The 23,516-nt window shown below is 46.2% G+C and carries 14 protein-coding genes; 8 read left to right on the top strand and 6 right to left on the bottom strand.

Annotation, left to right across the window (positions count from 1 at the left end; genetic code table 11):
• Positions 1-128 precede the first annotated feature (128 nt).
• On the top strand, positions 129-716 hold the full coding sequence (locus QT990_RS24980; protein ID WP_333308981.1) for a Uma2 family endonuclease: 588 nt from the start codon (positions 129-131) through the stop codon (positions 714-716).
• Positions 717-802: 86 nt separating this feature from the next.
• On the opposite strand, the gene QT990_RS24975 is transcribed toward QT990_RS24980, so the two are convergent.
• The 4 genes from QT990_RS24975 to QT990_RS24960 all read right to left on the bottom strand — a co-directional run bounded on the left by QT990_RS24975 (position 803) and on the right by QT990_RS24960 (position 6,485).
• Positions 803-3,985, bottom strand: a complete 3,183-nt coding sequence (locus QT990_RS24975) for an MFS transporter (RefSeq protein WP_333142013.1) — start codon at positions 3,983-3,985, stop codon at positions 803-805.
• A gap of 506 nt (positions 3,986-4,491) precedes the next feature.
• Positions 4,492-4,797, bottom strand: coding sequence for a hypothetical protein (locus tag QT990_RS24970; RefSeq protein WP_333142012.1), 306 nt, complete (start codon positions 4,795-4,797; stop codon positions 4,492-4,494).
• A gap of 80 nt (positions 4,798-4,877) precedes the next feature.
• On the bottom strand, positions 4,878-5,891 hold the full coding sequence (locus QT990_RS24965) for a hypothetical protein (RefSeq protein ID WP_333142011.1): 1,014 nt from the start codon (positions 5,889-5,891) through the stop codon (positions 4,878-4,880).
• A gap of 288 nt (positions 5,892-6,179) precedes the next feature.
• Entirely contained in the window at positions 6,180-6,485 is a 306-nt protein-coding gene (locus QT990_RS24960; protein ID WP_333142010.1) for a hypothetical protein, read from the bottom strand.
• Between the two features lie 85 nt (positions 6,486-6,570).
• Here QT990_RS24960 and proS point away from each other — a divergent pair, with 85 nt between their 5' ends.
• The 3 genes from proS to QT990_RS24945 all read left to right on the top strand — a co-directional run bounded on the left by proS (position 6,571) and on the right by QT990_RS24945 (position 14,087).
• Positions 6,571-8,376, top strand: a complete 1,806-nt coding sequence (gene proS / locus QT990_RS24955; RefSeq protein WP_333308977.1) for a proline--tRNA ligase — start codon at positions 6,571-6,573, stop codon at positions 8,374-8,376.
• A gap of 535 nt (positions 8,377-8,911) precedes the next feature.
• Complete coding sequence (locus QT990_RS24950; protein ID WP_333465882.1) at positions 8,912-11,884, top strand: adenylate/guanylate cyclase domain-containing protein; 2,973 nt, start codon at positions 8,912-8,914, stop codon at positions 11,882-11,884.
• Positions 11,885-12,023: 139 nt separating this feature from the next.
• Positions 12,024-14,087 carry an adenylate/guanylate cyclase domain-containing protein gene (locus QT990_RS24945; RefSeq protein WP_333465881.1) on the top strand — a complete coding sequence of 688 codons (2,064 nt, stop codon included), beginning with the start codon at positions 12,024-12,026 and terminating at the stop codon, positions 14,085-14,087.
• A gap of 79 nt (positions 14,088-14,166) precedes the next feature.
• Here QT990_RS24945 and rpmB read toward each other — a convergent pair whose 3' ends face one another.
• Complete coding sequence (rpmB, locus tag QT990_RS24940) at positions 14,167-14,403, bottom strand: 50S ribosomal protein L28 (RefSeq protein WP_006634309.1); 237 nt, start codon at positions 14,401-14,403, stop codon at positions 14,167-14,169.
• 23 nt (positions 14,404-14,426) lie between these two features.
• Between rpmB and QT990_RS24935 the strand changes: the two genes are divergently transcribed.
• From QT990_RS24935 to QT990_RS24920, 4 genes are all read left to right on the top strand, one after another.
• Entirely contained in the window at positions 14,427-15,647 is a 1,221-nt protein-coding gene (locus tag QT990_RS24935) for a phosphopantetheine-binding protein (protein ID WP_333465880.1), read from the top strand.
• A 31-nt stretch (positions 15,648-15,678) separates the two neighbouring features.
• Complete coding sequence (locus QT990_RS24930; protein ID WP_333409584.1) at positions 15,679-16,713, top strand: ParA family protein; 1,035 nt, start codon at positions 15,679-15,681, stop codon at positions 16,711-16,713.
• A 9-nt stretch (positions 16,714-16,722) separates the two neighbouring features.
• Positions 16,723-17,325 (top strand): HEPN domain-containing protein, encoded by a 603-nt coding sequence (locus tag QT990_RS24925; protein WP_333409583.1) that lies wholly within the window; start codon positions 16,723-16,725, stop codon positions 17,323-17,325.
• 92 nt (positions 17,326-17,417) lie between these two features.
• Positions 17,418-21,521 carry an amino acid adenylation domain-containing protein gene (locus QT990_RS24920; protein ID WP_333141950.1) on the top strand — a complete coding sequence of 1,368 codons (4,104 nt, stop codon included), beginning with the start codon at positions 17,418-17,420 and terminating at the stop codon, positions 21,519-21,521.
• Between the two features lie 409 nt (positions 21,522-21,930).
• On the opposite strand, the gene QT990_RS24915 is transcribed toward QT990_RS24920, so the two are convergent.
• Entirely contained in the window at positions 21,931-23,340 is a 1,410-nt protein-coding gene (locus tag QT990_RS24915) for an inorganic phosphate transporter (RefSeq protein WP_333141949.1), read from the bottom strand.
• Positions 23,341-23,516: the final 176 nt, after the last annotated feature.

The following is a 23,516-nucleotide window of genomic DNA, read 5'->3' as shown; positions in this document are numbered from 1 at the left end:
GGGAATATTTGCAACCAAAGGATGAGGCAAATTTGACAAAATTGTTGTTAGCGGATCTCAGGATTAGCATTGTTTAGCCGATCGACGATCGCCTATAATCGCAACAGACCTGTATTGAGGTGGCTGTTATGTCGATCGCAACTGCAAAACGCTTCACCCTAGCGGAATATCACCGCCTGACAGAACTGGGGTTCTTTAGTGAGGACGATCGAGTTGAGTTAATTAATGGAGAACTTGTGAAAATGGCAGCTAAAGGTACCGCTCACGAAACCTGTCTGAGAAGATTATTGCGGGAATTAAGCGCCATAGTAGCAGAGCGGGCAACTTTACAGTGTCAATCTCCCATCGTTTTACCGACAAACAGCGAACCTGAACCTGATTTTTCGCTCGTACAAAATCGCCCTGACGACTATCTATCCTCTCACCCCTGTCCAGGGGATATACTGTTGCTGATTGAGATTGCAGATTCTTCTTTGAGTTACGACAAACAGGTTAAGCTCCCCCTTTATGCTGAAGCCGGAATCTCGAACTATTGGATATTTAATTTATTACAAACTTGCTTGGAATGTTACAGCGATCCGTATCAGAATGCCCCTGGCCAATTTGGTTATCGCAGGACGCTGATTTTTCTGCCCAACGAGTCTGTTAATCTGCCTTATTTTCACGACTTGGCGCTCGATTTATCGAGAGTATTTCCGCCAACTATAGAATCCTGAAGGACTCTGATATTATTCCAAAGAAAATAGGCTGGCAAACAGCCAGCCTAGAATCAGGAGAACTTTATTTCAAACTCGTTGAAAATCTAGCTAAACAAACCCGAAATCCCGTTGACTGCTATTGCTCCAGCCAAAGCGGAAACAACCACAGAAGTCAGAGCCGTACCGAACAGCCACCAAGCTGCGGCTGCTGCCGCTTCGCGTGCATCTTCTGCTTGCTGCTTGGTCTTTTTCTTGAGCTGTTTGATGCGTTTTTTGGCTTCATGTTGCAGGCGTTCCGATCGCAATAAAACGCTGTCCCTGGCTCCTTCCATTTGGTCAACAATTCGGTGAGCGTCAGTCTCGGAAATATCGGAACGAGAACTCAGCAGGGCAACTAAAGTACCGCGATCGAACTCACCTAAACGCTCTTTAATCGCGTCAAATCCTGCCTGCGGGTCATCAAACACTTTGCGTAAGTCCCGCTTGATGCCTTCGTAGTTGAGTTCTGGTCGATCAAGCGAATTGAGGTAATCCCGGATTTTCCCGAAAATACCATCCATTGCTGACTGAAACTTGTCCTGAACCATTTGAACTTGTTCGACAATTTGGTTGCGGACAGATTCAATTTGGTCGGCAATTTTGTTGGCTTCCTCTTCCGAGATATCTTCCCGCTGCGACAGCAATGCTACCAGAGTCGATCGATCGAAGTGCTTCACGCGATCGCCCAAACTTTGCATCCCCATTCCCGGCTCGCTAAACAGCAACTGCAAATCGCGTTTGATGCTTTCAGGATTGAGTTCTTCCTTGTCCGTATTCCGCAAGTAATTTTCCAAACTTCCTTGGAAATCCCGGACTGTTTTTTGAGCGCGAGATGCCAAGCGGCGAGGAGATTTCACGATGCTGCGAATCGAATCTTGCACGCGATCGATCGTCCGATTGATCTGTTCTTCGCTCAAATCTTCCCGCTGCGACAGCAGCTTGACTAAAGTTTCGCGATCGACCTGAGAAAGTCTGTCCCGAAGTGCCAAAGCACCCTCTTTCGGATTTTCAAACAATTTAGTCAAATCCCGATTGATGGCTTCTGGATCGAGTTCTTCCAGGTTTGTATTCCGCAGGTAATCGCCAATTTTTGCAGTAACTTCCTCGTACTGTTGCTTAGCTCTATCTGCAACTATTTGCGGCGCGTGGATAATGTTGTCGCGCACAGATTCGATCCGGTCGATCGTCTGATTGATCTGTTCTTCGCTGAGGTCTTGGCGCTGTGACAGCAACTGCACCAGCGTATCGCGGTCGAATTGAGATAAGCGTTCTCTCAGCGCTTTAAATCCGGCTTCCGGGTCGTTTAACAGCGTTTGAAACTCGCGCTCGATCGCTTCAGGATTGAGTTCTTCCTTATTAGTATTGCGGAGATAGTCTTCTACCTTTTGCCGCAATTCTTGGGCTTTCGATTGCGCTTGCTCTTGCAATTCTTGAGCTTTAGAAATCACGCGATCGCGCGAACTTTCGAGCCGCCCGATTAACTGATCGGCTTCCTCTGGACTGAAATCTTCGCGCTGACCCAGCAACTGCACCAAAGTATCGCGGTTAAACTGCGAAAGGCGATCGCGCAAAGCCTCAAAACCAGCATCTCGATCTTCCAAAAGCGCTTGGAAATCCCGCTCGATACCTTCAGGATTCAATTCTTCCTTGCCGGTCGATCGCAAATAATTCTCAATCCGACTCCGCAAATCTTGAGACTGTTCTTCACCAGCAGCAGCTTGCACAATTTCCAACACTTCTTGTCGGACACCTTCAAGCTGTTCGGCAATTTCCGTCACCTGTTCAGGAGCAAACCCCTCACGGCGACCCAGAATACCTACAAAATAATCTGGATTAAACAGCTCTAACTGGCGCAAAACTGCCCCCGGAGAAGCTTCCGGGTCGTAAATCACATCCCTAAATTCCTGCTTGATTGTCTCCCGGTTGAGATGCCAAGGTTGGGCATTCATCAAGTAGTTTTCCACATCAGCCTTAGCTGTATTGAAAGGCAGCGCAGGCACTTTGTCGCCCACCTTAGAAGCCAAAGATTTAGCTTGTTCCGTCCCTTTGGCTGTCAGTTGCTGCAACTGACCAGTGATTTTTTCAACATCCAAATCCGACAAATCCGTCCGCGACAAAACAGTGTTCACAAGAGAGCCCACTCCCAACTGCATCGCTCGCTTCATGGGGCTGCTGGATTCCGATTTGTTTTCCCTACTTTCCAGAATTTGAGACAGCTTGGCATTTAGTTCGTCAGACTTCAGCAAATCGGGAGCCGCAAACTTGAGAAAATCAACCAACTCTAAATTCGGGTCTTTCTGCTCTTGCTGCTTACCGAAAGTTTGCTTCCAAACGCCTTCGAGTTGGTCAGCAACTTGAGTTATTTCCTCTTGAGAAAAGTCTGTGCGACTCTTAACTAAATCCACAAAAGTCTGGCGGTTAACATTCTTCAGAACGTCGCTTCCCGCAAGAGATTTGATATCTGCATCGCCCAGCAACTTTTCAAATTGACCGCGAATTTCCTTAACATCTAATTTCGGTAACTGCAAAGAACCCACATAATCTTGCAGTGTTTCGCGAATGCTATCGGGGTCTACCGCCGAACTCAACTCGCGGCGGACAGCGGCAACAGATGCCTCTACAGTATTGACCATTTGGTCGCTGGCCATCTTGCCGCCGATCGCAGCACCAGCAGTACCCATGACGCCTTGAATGCCAGAAAAAGCAGTTTTTATCAAGGAACCGATCATAGAACCGACGGCGCTAGAACCCAGCCACACCAGCGTTAAAAAGTACGCAGCCCAGATGACCACACCAATAATTGCCGCTCCGTCTACGCTGGCAATTGAAGTTAGTTTGACTGCCAAAAAACAAGCCAAAAATAAAGCCAGGTTAACGGTGACTAAAATCCAACCCCCGACTAAACCTTCGATTTTCCGAACTTTCTTGCCTAAACTTTCGGACTCATCATCATCATCGTCATCGTCGGGTAAAGCCTCGTCCCAATTTGATATCTTGGCGGCGATCGAGAAATTTGTTAACAGGAATTGGAAGCCGAAAGCCATAATGACTCCGGCGATTAAGGCTACGAAAAACTGAGGGCTTAAAAACATCAGCCCTCCGATATCGGGGTGGTCAAATGGCACATCTATTTCTACTGGCATTTGTACTGGCATTTGTACTGGCATTTGTACTGGCATTTGTACTGGCATTTGGCCCCTATCGAGTTTTGGAGTGTACAGCGACATTAATAACTCGCTTTGAAACATAATTTACCTCCTGAATTTTTATGCCTAACTCGGCATAGCGAAAATTGCCCCCTACTTTTTTATCGGGGTGTTTGTAATCTTTAGATGAGGTTTTGTTTGGGTTCGGCTTTATCTTACGGAAGCCCTTATTAGTGACATTGGGATGAGTGGTAACTCAGTTCTATAGTAATCTCATCCTTACTGCTTATTATGGCTCTGGAAGCTAAAAAATAAATCCGTCTAAAGTCAGAAATTACTTTTTAAGGGATTGGTAGCAGCAGAGTTCGCATAAAACTGGCAAGTTTGAGGCGGGGGCAATCTCCACCAATTATCAATAGTAGTAAAGTGCGATGTGATGCACTCTACATATCGTATATAGCAATCCTAAATCAGTTGTAAAAATATGTAGGGGTAGTGCTACCCCTACTCCCCGTGCCTAGCCCAGCCAAGGCGGGGCAACCGGGCGTGGGTTTTGCCCCTACAAGAATTACACAAATCATTTAGGATTGCTATAGTGCGCTACCGAGTTAGGATTCCGTTGGATTTTTAGGCTCAAAACGAGCGAGTAATTGCGGGCGATCGAGATCCATACTCAGTCGCGTGATTTCCAGAGGTTCTAGTTGAATCAAAGGCTCGATTATTTGGGCTAATTCTTCATCAATTTCGCCAAATCTTACTTGTAATATACTCTCAAGAAAATGGCGTTTACTTTGCTGAATACCTTGCTCGATACCTTGCTGAATACTTGGCTCGATACCTCGCTGAATACCTTGCTCGATACCTAGCTGACTTGCTTCTTCAAGCCGTTGTAAATAGAGGGGTGATAGTTCCATAATTAACTCCAGATTTTATCGATAATAAATAGTAAAGTGATATTGAGCGCACCCTACCGATTGTAGAGTGCGCTGCTGACTCAGGATTCCGGTTGATTTTTTTGTTCAAAATGAGCTAGCAATTCAGAGCGATCGAGCTGCCTAATTAGTCGCGTGCGATCGAGGGGTTCTAGCTGAATCAAAGGCTCGATTATTTGGACTAATTCTTCATCAATCTCGCCAAATTTTAGTTGTAGGAGACTCTCAACCATCAGGCGTTGAGCGCGCTGCATAGCTTGCTGCATACCTTGCTGAATACCTTGCTGAATACCTTGCTGCATACCTTGCTGCATACCTTGCTGCATACCTTGCTGCATACCTTGCTGAATACCTTGCTGGATACCGCGCTGAGTTGCATCTTCCAACCGTTGCAAGTAGAGGGGTGACAGTTCCATAATTAACTCCCGATCTTCTCGATCTATGTCTTGACGTACTTCTAATATCGTTCGCAAGTTGTACAACAATTCTAACGCATTCAACCGAAAGACATTATCTGAGGGTAACTCTCTCAATTCGGCAATAGCTTGCTTCTGCACGTTTCCCTTCCCTAAAACTCTCAGCCACAGGGTTTCTGGAGTCCGGGGGAGTTGGTGAATGGCAATAATCGCTGCTTTCAGAGACGCACCCATAAAATAAACTCCACTTACCCAATTTTCCGGTTCGGGAATCGCTCGAAATCCAGCTAATATCGTGTCGGAAACAGTCGGCGACAGTATCCAAAGTTGGGGCAAGTCTGCCTCTGCAATCCGGGTATTTTCTCTAACTGCCGCGCGTTCAAATTCGCCGTGGATATCGAAGAGTTTGCCCAGACAACTGCGAATTTCTCCGATTTGGACGGGGCTGCGGAAGGGTTCAAATACAGCGGGTTTTGCTGCAATTTGACCCAAAATGCCGAGGGCTGTTGCTTCGACTTCCGGTTCTGCTTTCGGGGAAAATAAAACGTCAACCTGCCTTACTTCTCCAGCGACATCCCGGCTGGTTTCTACATTACCGAGAGGGGTTAATAGTTCTTTCAGATACTGTTTGGCAAATTGGTCGTGAATAAATCTGGTCATGCGATTTTAGATTTTAGAGGGGGAATTAGTTACTGGATATGGGTTTGGCGCTTGCCTCAAGTTGCATGGTTTTTTGAATCCGGTCAATCCATTTTAGATTTTAGATTTTAGATTAAAGAATTGAAGCATTGATCCCACGGATAAATACGTTCGGCAAGTTTCATCGGATACAGGTTTTTTATTTCTGGACGGATGAATCACGTGGCGGGTATCCTGGATGCTGTCGGTCATTAGAATGTAATTGCGCGTCATTCAACAAACATGATATCAGGTGCGCCGCAGCGTACCCTACGAATTTTTGCCGCAGCATTTACCCTCACAGTTGCGAATGCTGCGAATACAGCCGTACTCCTCGAAACGTTGACTGTGTTTGCGAACAGTAGGATAGGCCAGTAAATATAATGGAATTCCGATTAGTTTGTAAAGCAATCGACCAGCAGCATGAACAATATCCCAAATTTCGCTTAAATTAGGTTCTTGAACAAATTCTCCTATTTCATCTTTTAAGGCAAGCCACTGAGATTGCACAGTAGGAGAGTGACAATTATCAAAGACTGCCATACCTTTTTCGTAGTTTTGCCAAATTTTATTCATATATTTAATCAAATCGGGCTTAGTTCTGATAATATCAGAAGTTGATCTAAAATTACACTCATCCGGTATTTTAAGGAAATCAGCCATGCGACTATCTCAAATGCTTTTTGTTACCCTGCGCGAAGACCCGGCAGAAGCAGAAATTCCTAGCCACAAACTATTACTCCGTGCCGGATACATCCGGCGCATCGGTAGCGGAATTTACGCTTATCTACCTTTAATGTGGCGAGTTCTCAAAAAAGTATCTCAAATTGTGCGCGAAGAAATGGACGCTACCGGCGCTCAAGAATGTCTCCTCCCGCAATTGCAACCGGCTGATTTGTGGCGGGAATCCGGCCGCTGGGACACCTACACTCAAGCTGAAGGTATTATGTTTGCCATGACAGATAGGCAGCAGCGAGAATTGGGACTGGGCCCAACTCACGAAGAAGTAATTACTACAATTGCTAAAGATATGATTCGTTCCTATCGGCAATTGCCTTTACATCTTTATCAAATCCAAACTAAGTTTCGCGATGAAATTCGCCCGCGTTTTGGGTTGATGCGCGGTCGCGAATTCATTATGAAAGATGGCTATTCTTTCCATACAAACGAAGAAAGTTTGAAAAAAACTTATCAGGATATGGCTCAAGCTTATAGCAATATGCTGCGCCGATCGGGCTTGCAATTCCGAGCAGTAGATGCTGATTCTGGAGCAATTGGCGGCTCTGGTTCTCAAGAGTTTATGGTGTTGGCTGAAGCGGGAGAAGATGAAGTTCTTTATACTGAAGATGGTCAGTATGCAGCTAATGTGGAAAAGGCTGTATCGATGCCTGCTGATGCCGAACCGTCGCCCTTTGCAACGTTTGAAAAGCGGGAAACGCCGGGAACTGAAACAATTGATAAACTTTGCAAATTTTTGAAATGTTCTCCGACGCAAGTTGTCAAAAATGTGCTTTATCAAGCTGTTTACGAGAATGGGATCACAGTCTTGGTCTTGGTAAGCATTCGCGGCGACCAAGATGTGAATCAGGTAAAGTTGCTGAATGAGTTGACGAAGTTAGCGGGCAATTATCAAGCTAAAACTGTTTTATTTTTGACTGTTCCCGATGCGGAAGCTCAGCGGAAATGGGCGGCTAAATCTTTACCTCTGGGTTATATGGCTCCGGATCTTGCTGATGATTATATCGCTGGGAGCAAGGAGGTAAACTCTAAGTTTTTGCGTTTGGTCGATCGCACCGCAGTTGACCTGACAAACTTTGTCACTGGTTCAAACGAATCAGGATACCACGTTGTCGGGGCTAATTGGGATAAAGAATTTCCGCTACCAGCAACGGTTGTAGGCGTCAGAACAGCCAAAAAGGGCGATCGGGCAGTGCACAACCCCGAACAAACCTTGCAAAGCGCCAGAGGCATCGAAGTCGGCCACATCTTCCAATTAGGAACCAAATACTCTCAAGCAATGGGTGCCACCTACACCAGCGAACAAGGCGAAGAAATGCCCTTTGTGATGGGCTGCTACGGCGTCGGCGTGTCGCGGCTAGCTCAATCGGCCGTAGAACAATCCTACGACAAAGACGGGATAATTTGGCCAGTGGCGATCGCCCCGTATCACGCCATCATTAGCATCCCCAATATTTCCGACGCCCAACAAGTAGAAGTCGCCGAAAAACTCTATGCAGAACTCAACCAATCTGGCATTGAAACCCTACTAGATGACCGCGACGAACGAGCCGGAGTTAAATTCAAAGATGCTGATTTAATCGGCATTCCCTATCGCATTGTTCCGGGTCGTTCGCTCAAAGCAGGCAAAGTTGAAGTCGTGGAAAGAGCAACTCACAAATCACATGAAATTCTCATTGATGAAGTAAATTCTACTTTAAAACAGTGGATTGAAGCCGCCATCAACTAAGCCTTTATAATTGGTAAGGTGCGCGCACCGTGCACCTACATTTAGGCTCGCAATGTTCCCGGTGTACACCCTACATTGCGAGCCTCTTGGGAGCATCACACTTTTTCAGCCCAGCTAGAAATTGGAGTTGGGAGGCAGGAGACAGGAGGCAGGATGCAAAATGCAGGAGGAAAGAGGAAAAAAGAAGGAGCCACAAGAAGTGTTTTGGGAGCATCTCAATGAAAGCAGCAAAGCTCGAAATTGGAATTAGGAGTCAGGAGTCAGGAGCCAGGAGAAAAGAGTCAGAAGGAAGAAGAAAGAAGTGTTTTTGCAAATATGAGATGCTCCCAGTGTTTTTACAAATATGAGATGCTCTTCCCTCTTCCTTCTTCTCTCTTCCTTCTTCCTTCTTCTCTCTTCCTTCTTCTCTCTTCCTTCTTCCCTCTTCCCTCTTCCCTCTTCCTTCTTCCTGACATCCGTTACATCCGTTACAGAATCCGTTGCCGAACTTCCCTCTTCTTTGAGATGTGAAATTCCCTAAAACTTAAAACTCGGTATGAATCTGAACCTAAATCAGTTTCTGCGATTCCCTCAATCCCGAATTGGGCGGTACTTAGCTCAAGTAACTGTCGTTGCTGTCGCTTACGCCGTGGGAGCGAGGCTAGCAATTTCAATTCAAGGTGTTAGTCCCTTTGCGGCCTCGGTGTGGCCACCCGCAGGAATTGCACAAGCTGGACTTTTATTGTTTGGGAGAAAAGTCTGGCCGGCCATAGTTTTGGGTACATTTCTGCTAAATTTGGTTAACCCAAATGAACAGATATTCGCGGTTTGGCTGGGAGGAAACGCCGGGGCAATTCTGCAAGCTGTTTTTGCAGTAACTGCCCTGCGCTGGATGGGGTTTCGTCCATCTCTCGCTCGCTTGAAAGATGTAGTTAATTTAATCTTGTTTGGCGGTCTAATTTCTACTCAAATCAGTTGCACGATTGGCGCGTTTTCCCTATATTTTGCGGGCAAAGTAGATTGGACAGAATATTTGTCGGTTCGATGGAATTGGTGGTTGGGAGACACAATGGGAGTTTTAATTTTAACTCCCTTAATCCTAATATTTTTTCGCCCTAAAGTAACCGCCGATCGTTTAAAAAGACAAACAGGCCACCAGCAAAGATATTTAATTTGGCGGGCAGTATGGTTATTATTATTAATTGGGGTGAGCTGGATTGTCTTTGTGTCGAAAAATGAAGCTTCTATTTCTAGTTATCCCCTGGAATATTTGCCGTTTCCTTTCATAATTTGGTCGGCGCTCCAATTCGGTCAACGAGCCGCTGTCCTAGCCTCGTTCATTGTCTCAAGCATCGCAATTATGGGCAGTTCTCAGGGAGGGGGGCCGTTCATAGCCAAAGCCGAAAATATCACTCAGGCTATCTTATTTTTGCAAGCTTTTATGGCTGTAGTTACAATTACCTCGCTGTTATTGGCAGCGACGGTAGCTGAACGCGCCGAGGCAGAAAATTCCCTGCGAGAAAGCGAAATAAAATATCGAGAATTGGTGGAAAATGCTAGCAGCATTATTATGAAATTGGATGCTGACGGCTATATTACTTTTTTTAACGAATTTGCCGAAATATTCTTTGGCTACACTCAGGAAGAAATCCTGGGTAAAAATGCAATGGGAACAATTCTTCCGCAGACAGACATCGAAGGGAATAACTTACAGTTGGTTTATCATGAAATTTTACAAAATCCCGATCGCTTTACCAGCTATGAAAATGAAAATATCCGGCGCAGTGGCGATCGCGTTTGGGTATCTTGGGCAAATAAACCGCTGGTTGGTTCAGCGGGAGAAATCCTGGGAATCCTCTGCATCGGCACAGATATCACCGCTCGCCGAAAAGCTGAAATAGCGCTGCAAAAGCTGAATGAAAAGCTGGAAATCCGAGTTGAAGAGCGGACAAATGCCCTGAAACACAGCGAACTTCAGCTACAGAAACAGAAATCGGCATTAATTGATTTAGCCAAAAATAAAGCGCTGAATCAAGGCGACTTAACAAAGGCGCTTCAAGAAATAACTGAAACTGCTAGCCGTACTCTGGAAGTTGCCCGATCGAGCGTCTGGCTGTACGATCGCACTAAATCCAAGATCGAGTGCCTGGATTTGTTCGATCGCGCTGTCAACCAGCACTCAGACGGTTTGGAATTAGCAGAAGCAGACTATCCTGTCTATTTCCAAGCACTGCGAGAAGAACGCGCAATTGCTGCCTTTGACGCGCAAAACGATTTTAGAACGAGAGAATTTGCGGAATCTTACCTAATTCCGTTCGGCATCACTTCCATGCTAGATACGCCGATTCAAATAGGCGGAGAAACAGCAGGAGTCCTCTGTTTAGAACACGTAGGAATGCCCCGCTATTGGACGATTGAAGAACAAAGTTTCGCTGTTTCTCTAGCAGACTCTGTAACTTTCGCAGTGGAAGCGCGAGAACGCCAGCGCGCTGAAGAAGCGCTGCGACAAGCTGAGGCAAAATACCGCAGCATTTTTGAAAATGCGATCGTCGGCATCTTTCAAACTACTCCCGATGGGGAATATCTCAGCGTCAACCCTGCTTTAATTCGTATTTACGGTTATAGTTCCTTTGAAGAGTTGAAGGAAAATTTAACAAATATTAACCGCCAGCTATATGTATGCCCCAAACGCCGCGCCGAAGTCATTAAGTTAATGCGAAAAAACGGCAAGGTATCAGATTTTGAATCTCAAGTTTACCGCCAAGATGGCAGTATAATTTGGATTGCGGAGAATGCTTATACTGTCTGCGACAGACATGGAAATTTGCTTTATTACGAAGGTACTGTTCAAGATATCACAACTCGCAAACAAGCTGAGGCCGCTTTGCGCTTAGAACAAGAAAAATCTGACCGTCTCCTGCTCAACGTTTTACCGCAAGCGATCGCCGATAGATTAAAACAAGACCAAAGCATCATCGCCGATACTTTTTCCGACGTAACAGTATTGTTTGCAGATATAGTCGGTTTTACCCAAATTAGTTCCCAAATTTCTCCACCGGAATTAGTTTCCTTGCTAAACGACATTTTTTCCACCTTCGATCGCCTAGCAGAAAAGCACGGATTGGAGAAAATTAAGACTATTGGCGACGCTTACATGGTAGTAGGAGGGCTGCCCATGCCCCGCAGCGATCATGCAGAGGCGATCGCACAAATGGCCCTTGATATGCAGCAGGCAATTATTGACTTCAGCAATACCCACAATCAAGATTTCAGCATCAGAATCGGCATCAACAGCGGCCCAGTTGTCGCGGGAGTAATCGGTATTAAAAAATTTATTTACGATTTATGGGGAGACACCGTTAACACCGCTTCCCGCATGGAATCCCACGGCTTGCCGGGGTGCATTCAAGTCACGTCGGCAATTTATGATATATTGCAGGACAAGTATGTATTTGAAAGTCGCGGCGCGATCGAAGTTAAAGGCAAAGGCGAGATGAACACTTATTTTCTTACAGGCATCAAGTTATAGCTGTAAGGAAAAAGGCTTTTCGGCTTCGCTCAGCATAAAAAGAAGGAAGAAGCAATATAATAACTCATGTTTCAGCAATTAAGAACATCCTAATATTCGCTGGCGGTTGCTATAGTTAGTTAAAAATATAACACTCAGTATGATTCCAAAAAAAAATCAGTTTCTGCGATTTACTCAATCTAGAAATTCGCAATACTTAGCAAAAGTAGCTGCCATTGCTTTTGCTTACGCTTTGGGAGGAAAAATAGCAATTTCAATCCCAGGCGTCAATACATTAGCTAGCTGCGTCTGGCCGCCGGCAGGAATTGCACAAGCTGCACTTTTATTATTGGGTCGGCGAGTTTGGCCGGGAATAGCTTTAGGCGTATTTTTGTTCGAGACTATCAACAAAATGTCATTTTTTAGTGCATTGTTAGCTGCGTTAAGTGCTTGCTTGCAAGCTTTTTTTGCATTTGCTTTGTTGCGAAGACTCAACTTTCGCTCATCACTATCTCGGCTCATAGATGTAGTCAATTTAGTCTTGGGCGGCGCTATAGTTGCCACTCAAATCAACTGCACTCTCGGCACGCTGCGCCTCTGTGTAACTGGTTTAGTTGACTGGAGCGAATATTGGAACATTCGATGGAATTGGTATCTCGGAGATACATTAGGAGTGTTAATCTTTACTCCCCTGCTGTTGATTATATACAACCACAAACCAGCGCCCCGCCCTTCACCAAATACAGATTCTCAAACGATTCTCAATCGCATCGGTGCCGGAATATGCCTGCTGTTATTAGTAACAGTCAGTTGGCTAATCTACAACTCAAAAAGTGAAAGTAATCTCTCCGGTTATCCCCTCGAATACTTGCCATTTCCCTTAGTAATTTGGGCAACCATTCAATTCGGTCAGGTAGGGGCGGTTTTAGCATCTTTCATTGTATCCAGTATCGCCATTTGGGGCGGTTCTCAGGGAGGCGGGCCTTTTATTGCCAAAGCGGAAAATATCAATCAGGCAATCTTATTTTTGCAGGCTTTTATGAGCGTAATTGTAGTTACATCGCTGCTGTTGGCCGCCACTGTAGCCGAACGCGCATCAGCAGAGGATTCGCTGCGCCAAAGCGAAATTAAGTATCGGGAATTAGTGGAAAATGCTAACAGCATTATTTTAAAAGTAGATAGGGCAGGAAATATTACTTTTTTTAACGAATTTGCACAGAAGTTTTTTGGTTACGATGAAAAAGAGATAATTGGCAAAAACGCCGTGGGAACAATTATTCCCCAGACAGATACAACAGGAAATGACTTGGCCGCAAAGGTGAGAGATATTTTGCAAAACCCAGAACAATACACGCGAAATGAAAATGAAAGCATCCGGCGCAGCGGCGATCGCGTTTGGGTATCCTGGGCAAATAAACCGCTGTTTGACGCGGCAGGAAAGTTCGCGGGAATGCTGGCAATCGGTACGGATATCACAGACCGCAGGCGGGCTGAAATGGCACTTTACAAGCTGAATGAAGAGTTAGAATTTAGAGTGGAAGAACGAACTAATGCTCTGAATGATACTTTAAGTGCACTGCAAGTTCAACAGGAACAATCAGAACGCTTGTTGTTGAATATTTTGCCTGAAGAAATAGCAAGTCGTTTGAAACGAGGAGACAGTACGATCGCAGATACTTTTGCTGACGTTACTGTCTTGTTTGCGGACATAGTAGGCTTTACTCAATTGAGCTCGCGAGTTTCTCCAACGCAATTAGTAGCCTTGCTGAATGACATCTTTTCGACCTTCGACAACCTAGCAGAAAGGCACGGTTTGGAAAAAATTAAGACGATTGGCGACGCTTACATGGTAGTAGGAGGGCTGCCAATTCCTCGCCCGGATCACGCAGAAGCGATCGCAGAAATGGCGATCGATATGCTGCAGGCAATTACTGACTTCAGCGATACCCACAAGCAAGATTTTAGCATCAGAATCGGCATCAACACTGGCCCGGTTGTTGCCGGAGTCATCGGTATTAAAAAATTTATTTACGATTTGTGGGGAGACACCGTTAACACTGCTTCCCGCATGGAATCTCACGGCAAGCCAGGGAGTATTCAGGTAACAGAAACAACTTATCAGGAATTGCGAGAAAAGTATTTCTTTGAAAACCGCGGCGCGATCGAAGTTAAAGGCAAAGGCGAGATGACTACTTATTTACTGCAAGGCAGAAAGTTGCTTTAGTAAAGGTTTTTCTCTAAAAGTAAGGGCGATCGCACTCTCAAATGTGCGATCGCCCTTACTTTTACACTAGCCAAGTTTTTTAAAGCTTGTACAGGTTAATTCCAGCTTCCTTCGCCATGATTTCCAAACCCTTGTGTTGCAAGGTTTTAATCGCCTTTGTAGAAAGGTGCAATCTTACCCAGCGCTTCTCCTGCGGCCACCAAACCCGCTTCCACTGCAAATTGGCGTCTTGCAATTTGTGAGTGCGGTGGTGCGAGTGAGAAACTGCAAAACCGTTATTAGCCTTCTTTCCCGTTAGCTGACATTTCCGAGACATACTTCCCTCCAGATTACCGTTTTTTGCGTGCAGCATTTCATTATACCCGAAGGAAGAAGGAAGAAGGAAGAAGGAAGAAGGAAGAAGGCTTGACTTATCCCTTTACCAATAGAAATAAACTCTTGCTCCCCCCCTTAGCAAGGGCAGGGCGGTTTCATTCTCACCAAAATCAGGCTTTTGTAGGGGCGGTGCCCCCGTGCCCGCCCCCACCCACAGACGATTTCACAGGCGTTTGGGACATGGGGACAACCACAGGGGGATTGCCCCTACCGAGAATGAAACCGCCCTGCCCCCAATCCCCCGCACAAGGGGAGTTGGGGGGATCGAAACGGCTGGATTGGTTGGATGAAAATCAGAATCTGACTGTTACCAAGGTGCAACAAATATTATTGCAAAATCAACTCGATGTTTTAAGAATTGCTAATGTGCCTAATGCGCGGGTAACGGCAGCAGTTAAGGCGACAGAGTTGCTGTCTGTTGTCGATAAATTTTCAACGGCAGGTCAGTTGCAGAAAGCCGTGGAAAAAGTCGAGGATTTAGGAGTCGATCCCGAAGCGTGGTATGCTTTGGAAGTTCCGTATAATGTTAATATTAGTTGGTCTAATTCCGACAGTCAAGGGCGCTACGATGTAGTGTTTGCACGGGGCGAAACTAGAGATTTTGTGCCAGAAACCAGAAGCGATAACTTGCGTCCTTGGCGCTCTTATGCTAACAATCCCTTACAAGCTAAAGCAGCGCGTAAATTAGTGCCACAGTTGCAGGCTTATCTAGCAGAAAAACTGCCGGAATATATGGTTCCGTCGGCTTTTGTGGTGCTGGAGTCGCTACCTGTGACGGCTAACGGAAAGGTCGATCGCCTCGCTTTGCCTGCACCGCAGCCGATTAAGTTAGAATGGGCTGGCGGTTATGTTGCGCCTCATACTTCTATTGAGGAAGTTTTAGTGAAAATTTGGGCTGAGGTTTTGGGGATAAAGCGAGTGGGTATCCGGGACAATTTCTTTGAATTGGGAGGCCATTCTCTGCTGGCGACTCAGCTTGTTTCTAGAGTGCGAGATGCTTTCGCGGTAGAGTTACCTTTGCGCCGGGTTTTTGAAGCACCGACAATTGCAGAATTATCTAAGATTGTTGAGAGTTTGAAAGAGAGCGATGCTAAAATTAAAGCTCCTGCTTTAGTGCCTGTTTCTCGCGAGAGCCGCAGGTTCAAATTATCATCTCTCAACCAAGAAAGCAAAGAGAAATCATGAAAATTATATTATTTTTAAAGAAATTATACCCATGAGTTCATACGCTTTCTGGAACAATAAAGGCGGCGTCGGCAAAAGCTTCCTTTGCTTTGCAGCAGCTTCCGAATATGCTTACCGTTACCCCGATACAGATGTCTATGTAATTGATTTATGTCCGCAGGCGAATGTGTCAGAAATGCTACTTGGCGGATATTTCACTAGCCCAGATGCGCTGCATTTTTTAATGAGCAAAACTCCGCGCGCAACAGTAGCAGGCTATCTAGAAGCGCGTCTGAATTCTCCATTTCGGATGGTTGCAGACGTATCCCCATATCTATGCGAACCGAGAGAATTCAATCAGAATATACCAGAGAATCTAAGACTTGTATGCGGGGACAATTACCTGGAAATAATTTCTGAAGCAATCCGACAAACATCCCAGTTGGAAATACCTTATGACTCGTGGAAACAGGTGCTAACTTGGGGACGAGACCTGACGGTTGCCCTGCGTTCATATAGCGGCGATCGCGATACCATATTCTTCATAGACTGTAGTCCTACTTTTGCTATTTCTACACAGCTTGCTCTTGTGGCTGCCGAAAACTTGATTGTACCATTTATAGCGGACTATACTTCACGTCTTGCGATCGAGAATGTCCTCGCAATTCTCTATGCCATAACCGACCCCCATACTGCGCCATACGCACGAATTGCTTTTGCAAAACGCGCTAAGGAAGAAGGTGTACCTGTACCAAAATTACATACATTCGTGAGCCTAAATTTGACTTTGTACAAAGGGAGAGCGAGCAAGGCATCCGAAGCTGTAAACCAGAGAATTATGCAGATGATGGATGATATACACAAGAAGCACCGTCATATTTTTGCTAACTCCAAAGACAAGCCGAGTAACACCTTCATTGAAATCCCAGATTTTACCAGCGGTTCTGTACTCGCTGCTACGACTGGCACGCCCTTGCACAAACTCACACCAGCAGCCAAAAACATCGCGGGCGAGCAGGTGCAATTGAATGCAGAGTCATTGCAAAGGTACCGAGATGCACTTGAAAAGTTCGTGAACTGTATTTAGGAAATCGCCGTGCCGTCACCAGCAGCATTGAAGTACAAAACAGCGTCCAACACGGCTAGAACACTTCGCGAAACAGCTACAGATCCCCGCTTGCAACCAATATCGCGCAGTAAAACTCAAGTCTACTATCACTCCGCTCTAGCTGCATTTGTTGCTGTATGGGATGCTTACATAAACGAACTCGTTCGCAACTTTTTCGCTGCAACTGCAAATCCTTTAGATCCCAAATTTCATGCCGTACATTCTATTGCTAGAGATGCGGCGGAACGCGCACTTGAAAGATTTAATACACCAAACGCGGAGAACACGCGAAACCTTCTGATTCAAAACACTGGTTACGATCCTATTGGCGATTGGATTTGGTCTGCAAGAAGCCTGAGCGGATTAGCCGTTCGGCAGAAGCTAAATGAGATTTTAAGAGTGCGGCACAGTTTTGCACATGGTTTTGCTATTCCCGCGCTTTCTTGGACTCAAACAGCAACCGGAAAAGTTCGGCTTACGGCTAAAGCGATAGACGATGTTGATGTGTTTTTTACACATCTTGTGAATGTTACCGACCTCGGCATGAAGCAGCATATCGAAACGAGTTATAGTCTAGTATTGCCTTGGTAAAGATTTTAATCAAAGAGATGAAATCTTATCTATGTAATATTTGTAGGCTACTTTGTACGCGCTTTCCTTTGAGGCTTGCCTGATAATTTGATATGACTCAGTATCTTTCCGACAATTCCCTCCCGGCTGGTGAAGAAAAGCTTAATCTTCCCGAAGAAACAGAAGTTTTCGTCTTCCCGGCATCCTTTGCCCAGCAGCGGCTTTGGTTCCTCAATCAATTAGCACCGGGCAATCCTTTCTACAATGTCTCAACAGCGCTCCGCTTAACAGGTTCCCTCAACTTAAGATCCTTAGAGCAAACCTTCAATGAAATTGTGCAGCGGCACGAAACTTTACGCACAACTTTTACGCTTTTGGAAGGGGAACTCGTACAAATTATTGCTCCCATTCTAACCGTATCCCTCCCCACAATCGACTTACAAAATCTCTCGCCAACTCAGCAGGAAACCGCAGCGCTGCAACTCGCAACCGATGCAGCGCAATGCCCTTTCGATTTAGCCGCCGGGCCGTTATTCAAAGTAACGCTGTTACAACTCAGTGAAACAGAACATATATTGTTGCTGAATTTACATCATATTGTGGCTGATGGTTGGTCGATTGGAGTGCTAATTCGAGAGCTGGGAACGCTCTACACAGCATTTGTAAAAAATGGCATCTCGCACTTACCAGCACTGCCCGTGCAGTACGCCGACTTTGCAGAGTGGCAGCACCAATGGTTGCAGGGCGAAGTATTAGAAACCCAGTTAGCTTATTGGCGGCAGCAGTTAAATGGAATTACCACACTCAATCTACCAACAGACAGGCAAAGACCAGCCGTTCCATCCTACCGCGGCGCTAAACAATTTATAACACTATCACCTGCTTTGAGCGAGGCGCTAAAGTCATTTAGCCAGCAAGAAAGCGCGACTTTATTTATCACTCTACTAGCCGCTTTTCAAACTTTGCTGTACCGCTATACAGGACAAGTAGATATTGCAGTAGGAACGCCGATCGCCAATCGCAACCTGAGCGAAATAGAAGCATTAATCGGTTTTTTTGTCAACAGTTTGGTGCTGCGTGCAGATTTATCAGGAAATCCAACTTTTCGGGAACTATTGCATCGGGTAAAAAACGTCGCAATGGCAGCCTACGCCCACCAAGATTTGCCCTTCGAGAAGTTGGTTGAGGAAATGCACCCCGATCGCGAGTTGAGCCGCAACCCCCTATTTCAAGTTAGTTTTAGCCTGCAAAACACTCCTGTAGCAGCGCTGGAATTGCCGGGAATCGTTGGAGAGGCGATCGACTTTGATGCGGGAACCGCCAAGCTAGATTTAGAGTGCCACTTGTGGGAAGATGCAGGAAGTATTCAAGGGCAATTTGTCTACAGCACAGATTTATTTGATAGCGGCACAATTGCGCGGATGGCGGGACATTTCCAAACGCTGCTCGCAGCCATTGTTGCCAATCCCAAACAGCACCTCAGCGACTTGGCTTTGCTGACAGCGCCAGAATACCAGCAATTATTAATCGATTGGAATGACACTCAGAGAGATTATCCGCAAAACCAGTGTTTCCATCAGCTATTTGAAGAGCAAGTCGAGCTAACGCCCGATGCTGTCGCCGCCGTCTTTGAAAACCAGCAGTTAACCTACCGCCAACTCAACAGCCGAGCCAACCAACTTGCACATTACTTGCAGAAATTGGGAGCAGCACCAGAAGTTTTAGTGGGCCTTTGTGTAGAACGTTCCTTAGATGCGATCGTCGGATTGCTAGGCATTATCAAAGCAGGCGCAGCCTACCTGCCTTTAGATCCAACTTATCCTCAAGAGCGGCTTAACTTCATGTTAGAAGATGCTCAGGTGTCGATTTTGGTAACTCAGCAGCACTTAGCCCAAAACTTGACGCAGCCGGAAAATTTCGGAGTTTTTTCAGTAGTGTGTTTGGACTCCGACAGAGAAATTATCGCCCAACAAAGCCCAGAAAACCCAACTATAAAAATCCTCCCAAAAAACCTAGCCTACGTCATTTACACATCTGGTTCAACCGGAAAACCCAAAGGCGTTCTAATCGAACATCGGGGACTCTACAACTTAGCCCTAGCTCAAATAGAAGCTTTTAAAATAAACTCCAATCACCGCATTTTGCAATTCGCCTCCCTGAGTTTTGATGCCTCAATCTTTGAGATTGTCATGGCCTTGGGAACCGGAGCAACACTTTACTGTGCCAAGAAAGAATCTTTGTTGCCAGGACAAACATTAATCCAATTTTTGCAGGACAATGCTATTACCCACGCTACCCTCCCGCCCTCGCTGCTAGCTGTCCTTCCAAACGCCGAACTTCCCGCACTGCAAACAATCATCTGTGCTGGGGAATCCTGTTCCCCGGATATTGTTAAACGCTGGGCTTCTGGGCGCAGATTTTTTAACGCTTACGGCCCTACAGAAGCGACAGTCTGGTCAAGTTTGGCCGAAATTGGCGAGCCCAAAAAACCGCCCATCGGCCGCCCAATAGCTAACACTCAACTCTATATTTTAGATAAAAATTTACAGCCTTTACCCGTTGGAATTCCTGGTGAATTGTACATCGGCGGCAGCGGATTGGCGCGAGGCTACCTGAAGCGCCCCGAATTAACCGCCCAGCGATTTATTGCTAATCCGTTTAGCCAGAAAGCAGGAGAACGAATTTATAAAACTGGTGACTTAGCGCGCTATTTTCCCGACGGCAATATTGAGTTTTTAGGCCGCACTGACGAACAGGTAAAAATTCGCGGTTATCGAATAGAATTGGGAGAAATTGAAGCGCTGCTGGTTCAGCATCCAGCAGTCAAAGAAACAGCGGCGGTTGCTGTGGATGATTTGTCGGGCAACAAACGCCTAGTTGCTTATGTCGTTCCCAATCAAAATCAGACGTTTAATTCCGGGGAAATACGCAATTTCCTCAAACAACAACTGCCCAATTACATGATTCCCAGTGCTTTTGTGGCGATGGATTTTCTGCCCCTAACTCCCAATGGCAAAATTGACCGCCTGCGCCTACCTGTACCGGGAACTCTAACTAGCAATTCAATAGATAAAAGCTGCATTGCACCTCGCACACCAACCGAGTCAACCCTCGCCCACATTTGGGCCACAATCCTCAACGCAGAGTGCGTTGGTATTCGCGATAACTTCTTTGATTTGGGTGGAGATTCCCTGCTGGCAATCCGCCTCATCAATGAGATTAACCAGCAATTTCAGCGCGAGTTGCCGCTGTCTGCTCTTTTTTTAAATCCGACAATTGAAGGTTTAGCCGATTCGCTATCTTCAGAAACAAATTCTCTGGAATGGTCGCCTTTAGTTGCAATTAAGCCTCGCGGTAAAAATCCCCCGTTCTTCTGCGTCCATCCCATCTTTGGCGTCGTATTTCCTTATGTCGAGTTAGCCTTTGGGCTAGGAGAAAATCAACCGTTTTACGGGCTGCAACCAAGGGGTATTGACGGCGAAAGTTCTCCGTTAACTAGCATTGAAGACATGGCGGCTGACTACATCGCAGCCTTGCGTACCGTTCAACCAAAAGGGCCTTATTTTTTAGGAGGCTGGTCTTTTGGGGGTTTGGTTGCTTTTGAGATGGCTCAACAGTTGCTCGCAGCGGGGGATGAAGTGGCTTTGCTTGCTGTGCTGGATACTTTAGCGCCTGTTTCTGCTAACAAACCTTCTTTTTGGGACGGTTGCAAGTTTATTCTGACTACTGTTTCGCGCTCTATCTGGCCTTTTGTAGTAGATTATTTTCGCTTGGTGGCTGCTGCGGAAAATGTTCAAAGTGGCGGTATTGCTGCCAAATTTCCGAAATTAAATAAGATGCTTAATTTGGCAGCTAATTTTTTGCATCGCTGGAATTGGAAACAGGCTGTTATGGTTAGCATCCTATCTCAGGAGTCAAAAGAAAGAAGCTGGCGCGAGCTGGCAATTCCTTCGATGTTTACTGTATTTCAGGCTAATAGTCAAGCAACTCTCAGCTATCGATCGAAAATTTATCCGCAGCGAATTACTCTGTTTAGATCGAGGGAAAAGCTAAGCATGAGTCATCAAGATCCGACTCTTGGCTGGAGTGAATTAACGACGGAAAAAGTAGAGGTGATTAGAGTTCCGGGAAATCATCTTACTATGCTGAGAAAGCCCTGCGTCGAGGTGCTGGCTCAACAGCTAAGGCATTGCTTGGAGAAGGAATTAAGTGATTGAGGAACCCGCGTGCTTGTGTGTCGAATAAAATAATCTTTATCACGTTTGTAGTGAGGACTTTAGTCCGAGTGAGTTTTATGAGACTAAAGGGACACTCCAAAAGCCCATAGGTGTCCACTTAAGCCTGAAAGCCTTGATAAATCTCGTTTTTCCCTAAGTCTAGATCCCCCTAAATCCCCCTTAAGAAGGGGGACTTTGAAAAAAACTCCTGTCCCCCCCTTCTTAAGGGGGGCTAGGGGGGATCTGGCCTCAATCGTCAAAAAGTAGTCTGTGACTGGGTTTGACGTTAAATTGACACTAATGGGCATTGCCGTGTCCCTACTGTACTGTTGACTGTTGACTGTTGACGGTTGACTGTTGACTGTTGACTGTTCTGAAATGCCTCAATCTAAAATCTAAAATCTAAAATCTAAAATTGCCCAATGGATTGCGCGATGCTGAAGATGATAGCAGCCAAACCTGCTGCGATCGGAATTGTCACCAGCCAAGCCGAACCAATTGACAGCAAAGTTTGCAAGCGTACTGATTTCCAAGCTTTGATCAGCCCGACTCCGACAACTGCACCGACTAAAGCGTGGGATGTGGAAACTGGCAAACCGAAGCGGGATGCTAGCAAGACTGTGGTGGCTGTGGCTAATTCCGCACAAAATCCGCCGCTTGGCTGGAGTTCGATGATCTTTTCGCCGACTGTGGCTATTACATTTTTGCCCCAGATGGTTAAACCGATGACTATTCCTGCGCCTCCGAGGACTAAAATCCACAGGGGAACGCTGAAATCTTCTGAGGGAAAGGAACCTGTACGCCGGATGTAGGCGATCGCAGCTAGGGGAGCAACTGCATTTCCTACGTCGTTGGAACCGTGGGAAAATGCTACAAAACAGGCGCTCAAGACTTGAAATCTCGCCATTTGTTGCTCGATGGGAGAGTGGCGGGGAGGGGGAGAGGGGGAGAGGGGGAGAGGGGGAGATTGGGAAAATATTCCCTCTTTCTTATTCCTTGCATCCGTTACATCCGTTACATCCGTTACAAAATCCGCTGCCGAACCTTCTTCCTTCTCAACTGATTCTAATTTTTTCCAGCTATTGAGTGTGAGGGCGATCGCAGCTATTGCCCCGATGCCAATGACAATATCGTGAATTGGAAGATTCCAGCCAAATCGATCGTGCGCGGCGGCGATCGCCCCTGTCTGCACGAAAGCGACATTCACAACAGACGGCAGTACAATTATCCCAAATACGCTCAGCATTGCTGCACTCAGCCAGGGTATCCACTCGCGCATTTGAGATAGAGGATCTGGTCGATCGAGAATCGAATACTTCACCACACTGTAAAATAGTGCGGCTAAAGCACCGCTGGCAACAGGTGTCGCCACCCAAGTTAGGGAGATGGTGCCGATGGTTCGCCAATCAACTGCATTAATTCCGGCTGCAACACAGCTAAAACCCGCGATCGCGCCCACGACTGCATGGGATGAAGAAACCGGCAAACCTCGACTGGTAGCGATTTGCAGCCATATCCCGCAAGCTATCAGCACTGACACCATCCCGATCAAAAATACTTGCGGTTTGGCCGCGAACACTTCTGCATTCACAACTCCTGTTGCGAGAGTTTCGGAAACTCCTTGTCCGAACAGCACTGCGCCGGAAAACTCCAGTATGCCTGCAACAATTATTGCCTGTCGCAGCGTTAGAGCCTTCGAGCCTACGGATGTCCCCATCGAGTTAGCGACATCGTTGGCCCCCAAGTTGGCGGCGACGTACAACGCGAGTGCGGCCATTGCCCCTAGTTGCAGAAATACGACCCCAGAGGTATTTAACATAGAAGTTTTTTGACATAAAACTGGTAGTTCGATATATGATAAGGGATTGTCAGTAACCCAGGTCTAAAAGAGATGGGGCTTGCAAGAGCAATTCCCGCAAGCCGTACTGACCAGCCTCAGTCTTAACTGACTACGTTTTTTGAGTCACGACACCTGGAAATGCGTAGCTAGTTTCC

The organism is Microcoleus sp. T3_B1 (genome assembly GCF_036700445.1).
In the GTDB taxonomy this organism is placed as follows: Bacteria; Cyanobacteriota; Cyanobacteriia; order Cyanobacteriales; family Microcoleaceae; genus Microcoleus.
The sequence above is the reverse complement of the archived record's forward strand: the minus strand, read 5'-3'. Positions and strand labels throughout refer to the sequence as shown.

Excerpts from the sequence above, each read along its gene's own strand:
- QT990_RS24980 (WP_333308981.1), top strand. The coding sequence starts at position 129 with ATGTCGATCGCAACTGCAAAACGCTTCACCCTAGCGGAATATCACCGC.
- QT990_RS24915 (WP_333141949.1), bottom strand. The coding sequence starts at position 23,340 with ATGTTAAATACCTCTGGGGTCGTATTTCTGCAACTAGGGGCAATGGCC.
- proS (WP_333308977.1), top strand. The coding sequence starts at position 6,571 with ATGCGACTATCTCAAATGCTTTTTGTTACCCTGCGCGAAGACCCGGCA.
- QT990_RS24965 (WP_333142011.1), bottom strand. The coding sequence starts at position 5,891 with ATGACCAGATTTATTCACGACCAATTTGCCAAACAGTATCTGAAAGAA.
- QT990_RS24960 (WP_333142010.1), bottom strand. The coding sequence starts at position 6,485 with ATGAATAAAATTTGGCAAAACTACGAAAAAGGTATGGCAGTCTTTGAT.
- QT990_RS24920 (WP_333141950.1), top strand. The coding sequence starts at position 17,418 with ATGACTCAGTATCTTTCCGACAATTCCCTCCCGGCTGGTGAAGAAAAG.
- QT990_RS24975 (WP_333142013.1), bottom strand. The coding sequence starts at position 3,985 with ATGTTTCAAAGCGAGTTATTAATGTCGCTGTACACTCCAAAACTCGAT.
- rpmB (WP_006634309.1), bottom strand. The coding sequence starts at position 14,403 with ATGTCTCGGAAATGTCAGCTAACGGGAAAGAAGGCTAATAACGGTTTT.
- QT990_RS24950 (WP_333465882.1), top strand. The coding sequence starts at position 8,912 with ATGAATCTGAACCTAAATCAGTTTCTGCGATTCCCTCAATCCCGAATT.
- QT990_RS24945 (WP_333465881.1), top strand. The coding sequence starts at position 12,024 with ATGATTCCAAAAAAAAATCAGTTTCTGCGATTTACTCAATCTAGAAAT.
- QT990_RS24930 (WP_333409584.1), top strand. The coding sequence starts at position 15,679 with ATGAGTTCATACGCTTTCTGGAACAATAAAGGCGGCGTCGGCAAAAGC.
- QT990_RS24970 (WP_333142012.1), bottom strand. The coding sequence starts at position 4,797 with ATGGAACTATCACCCCTCTATTTACAACGGCTTGAAGAAGCAAGTCAG.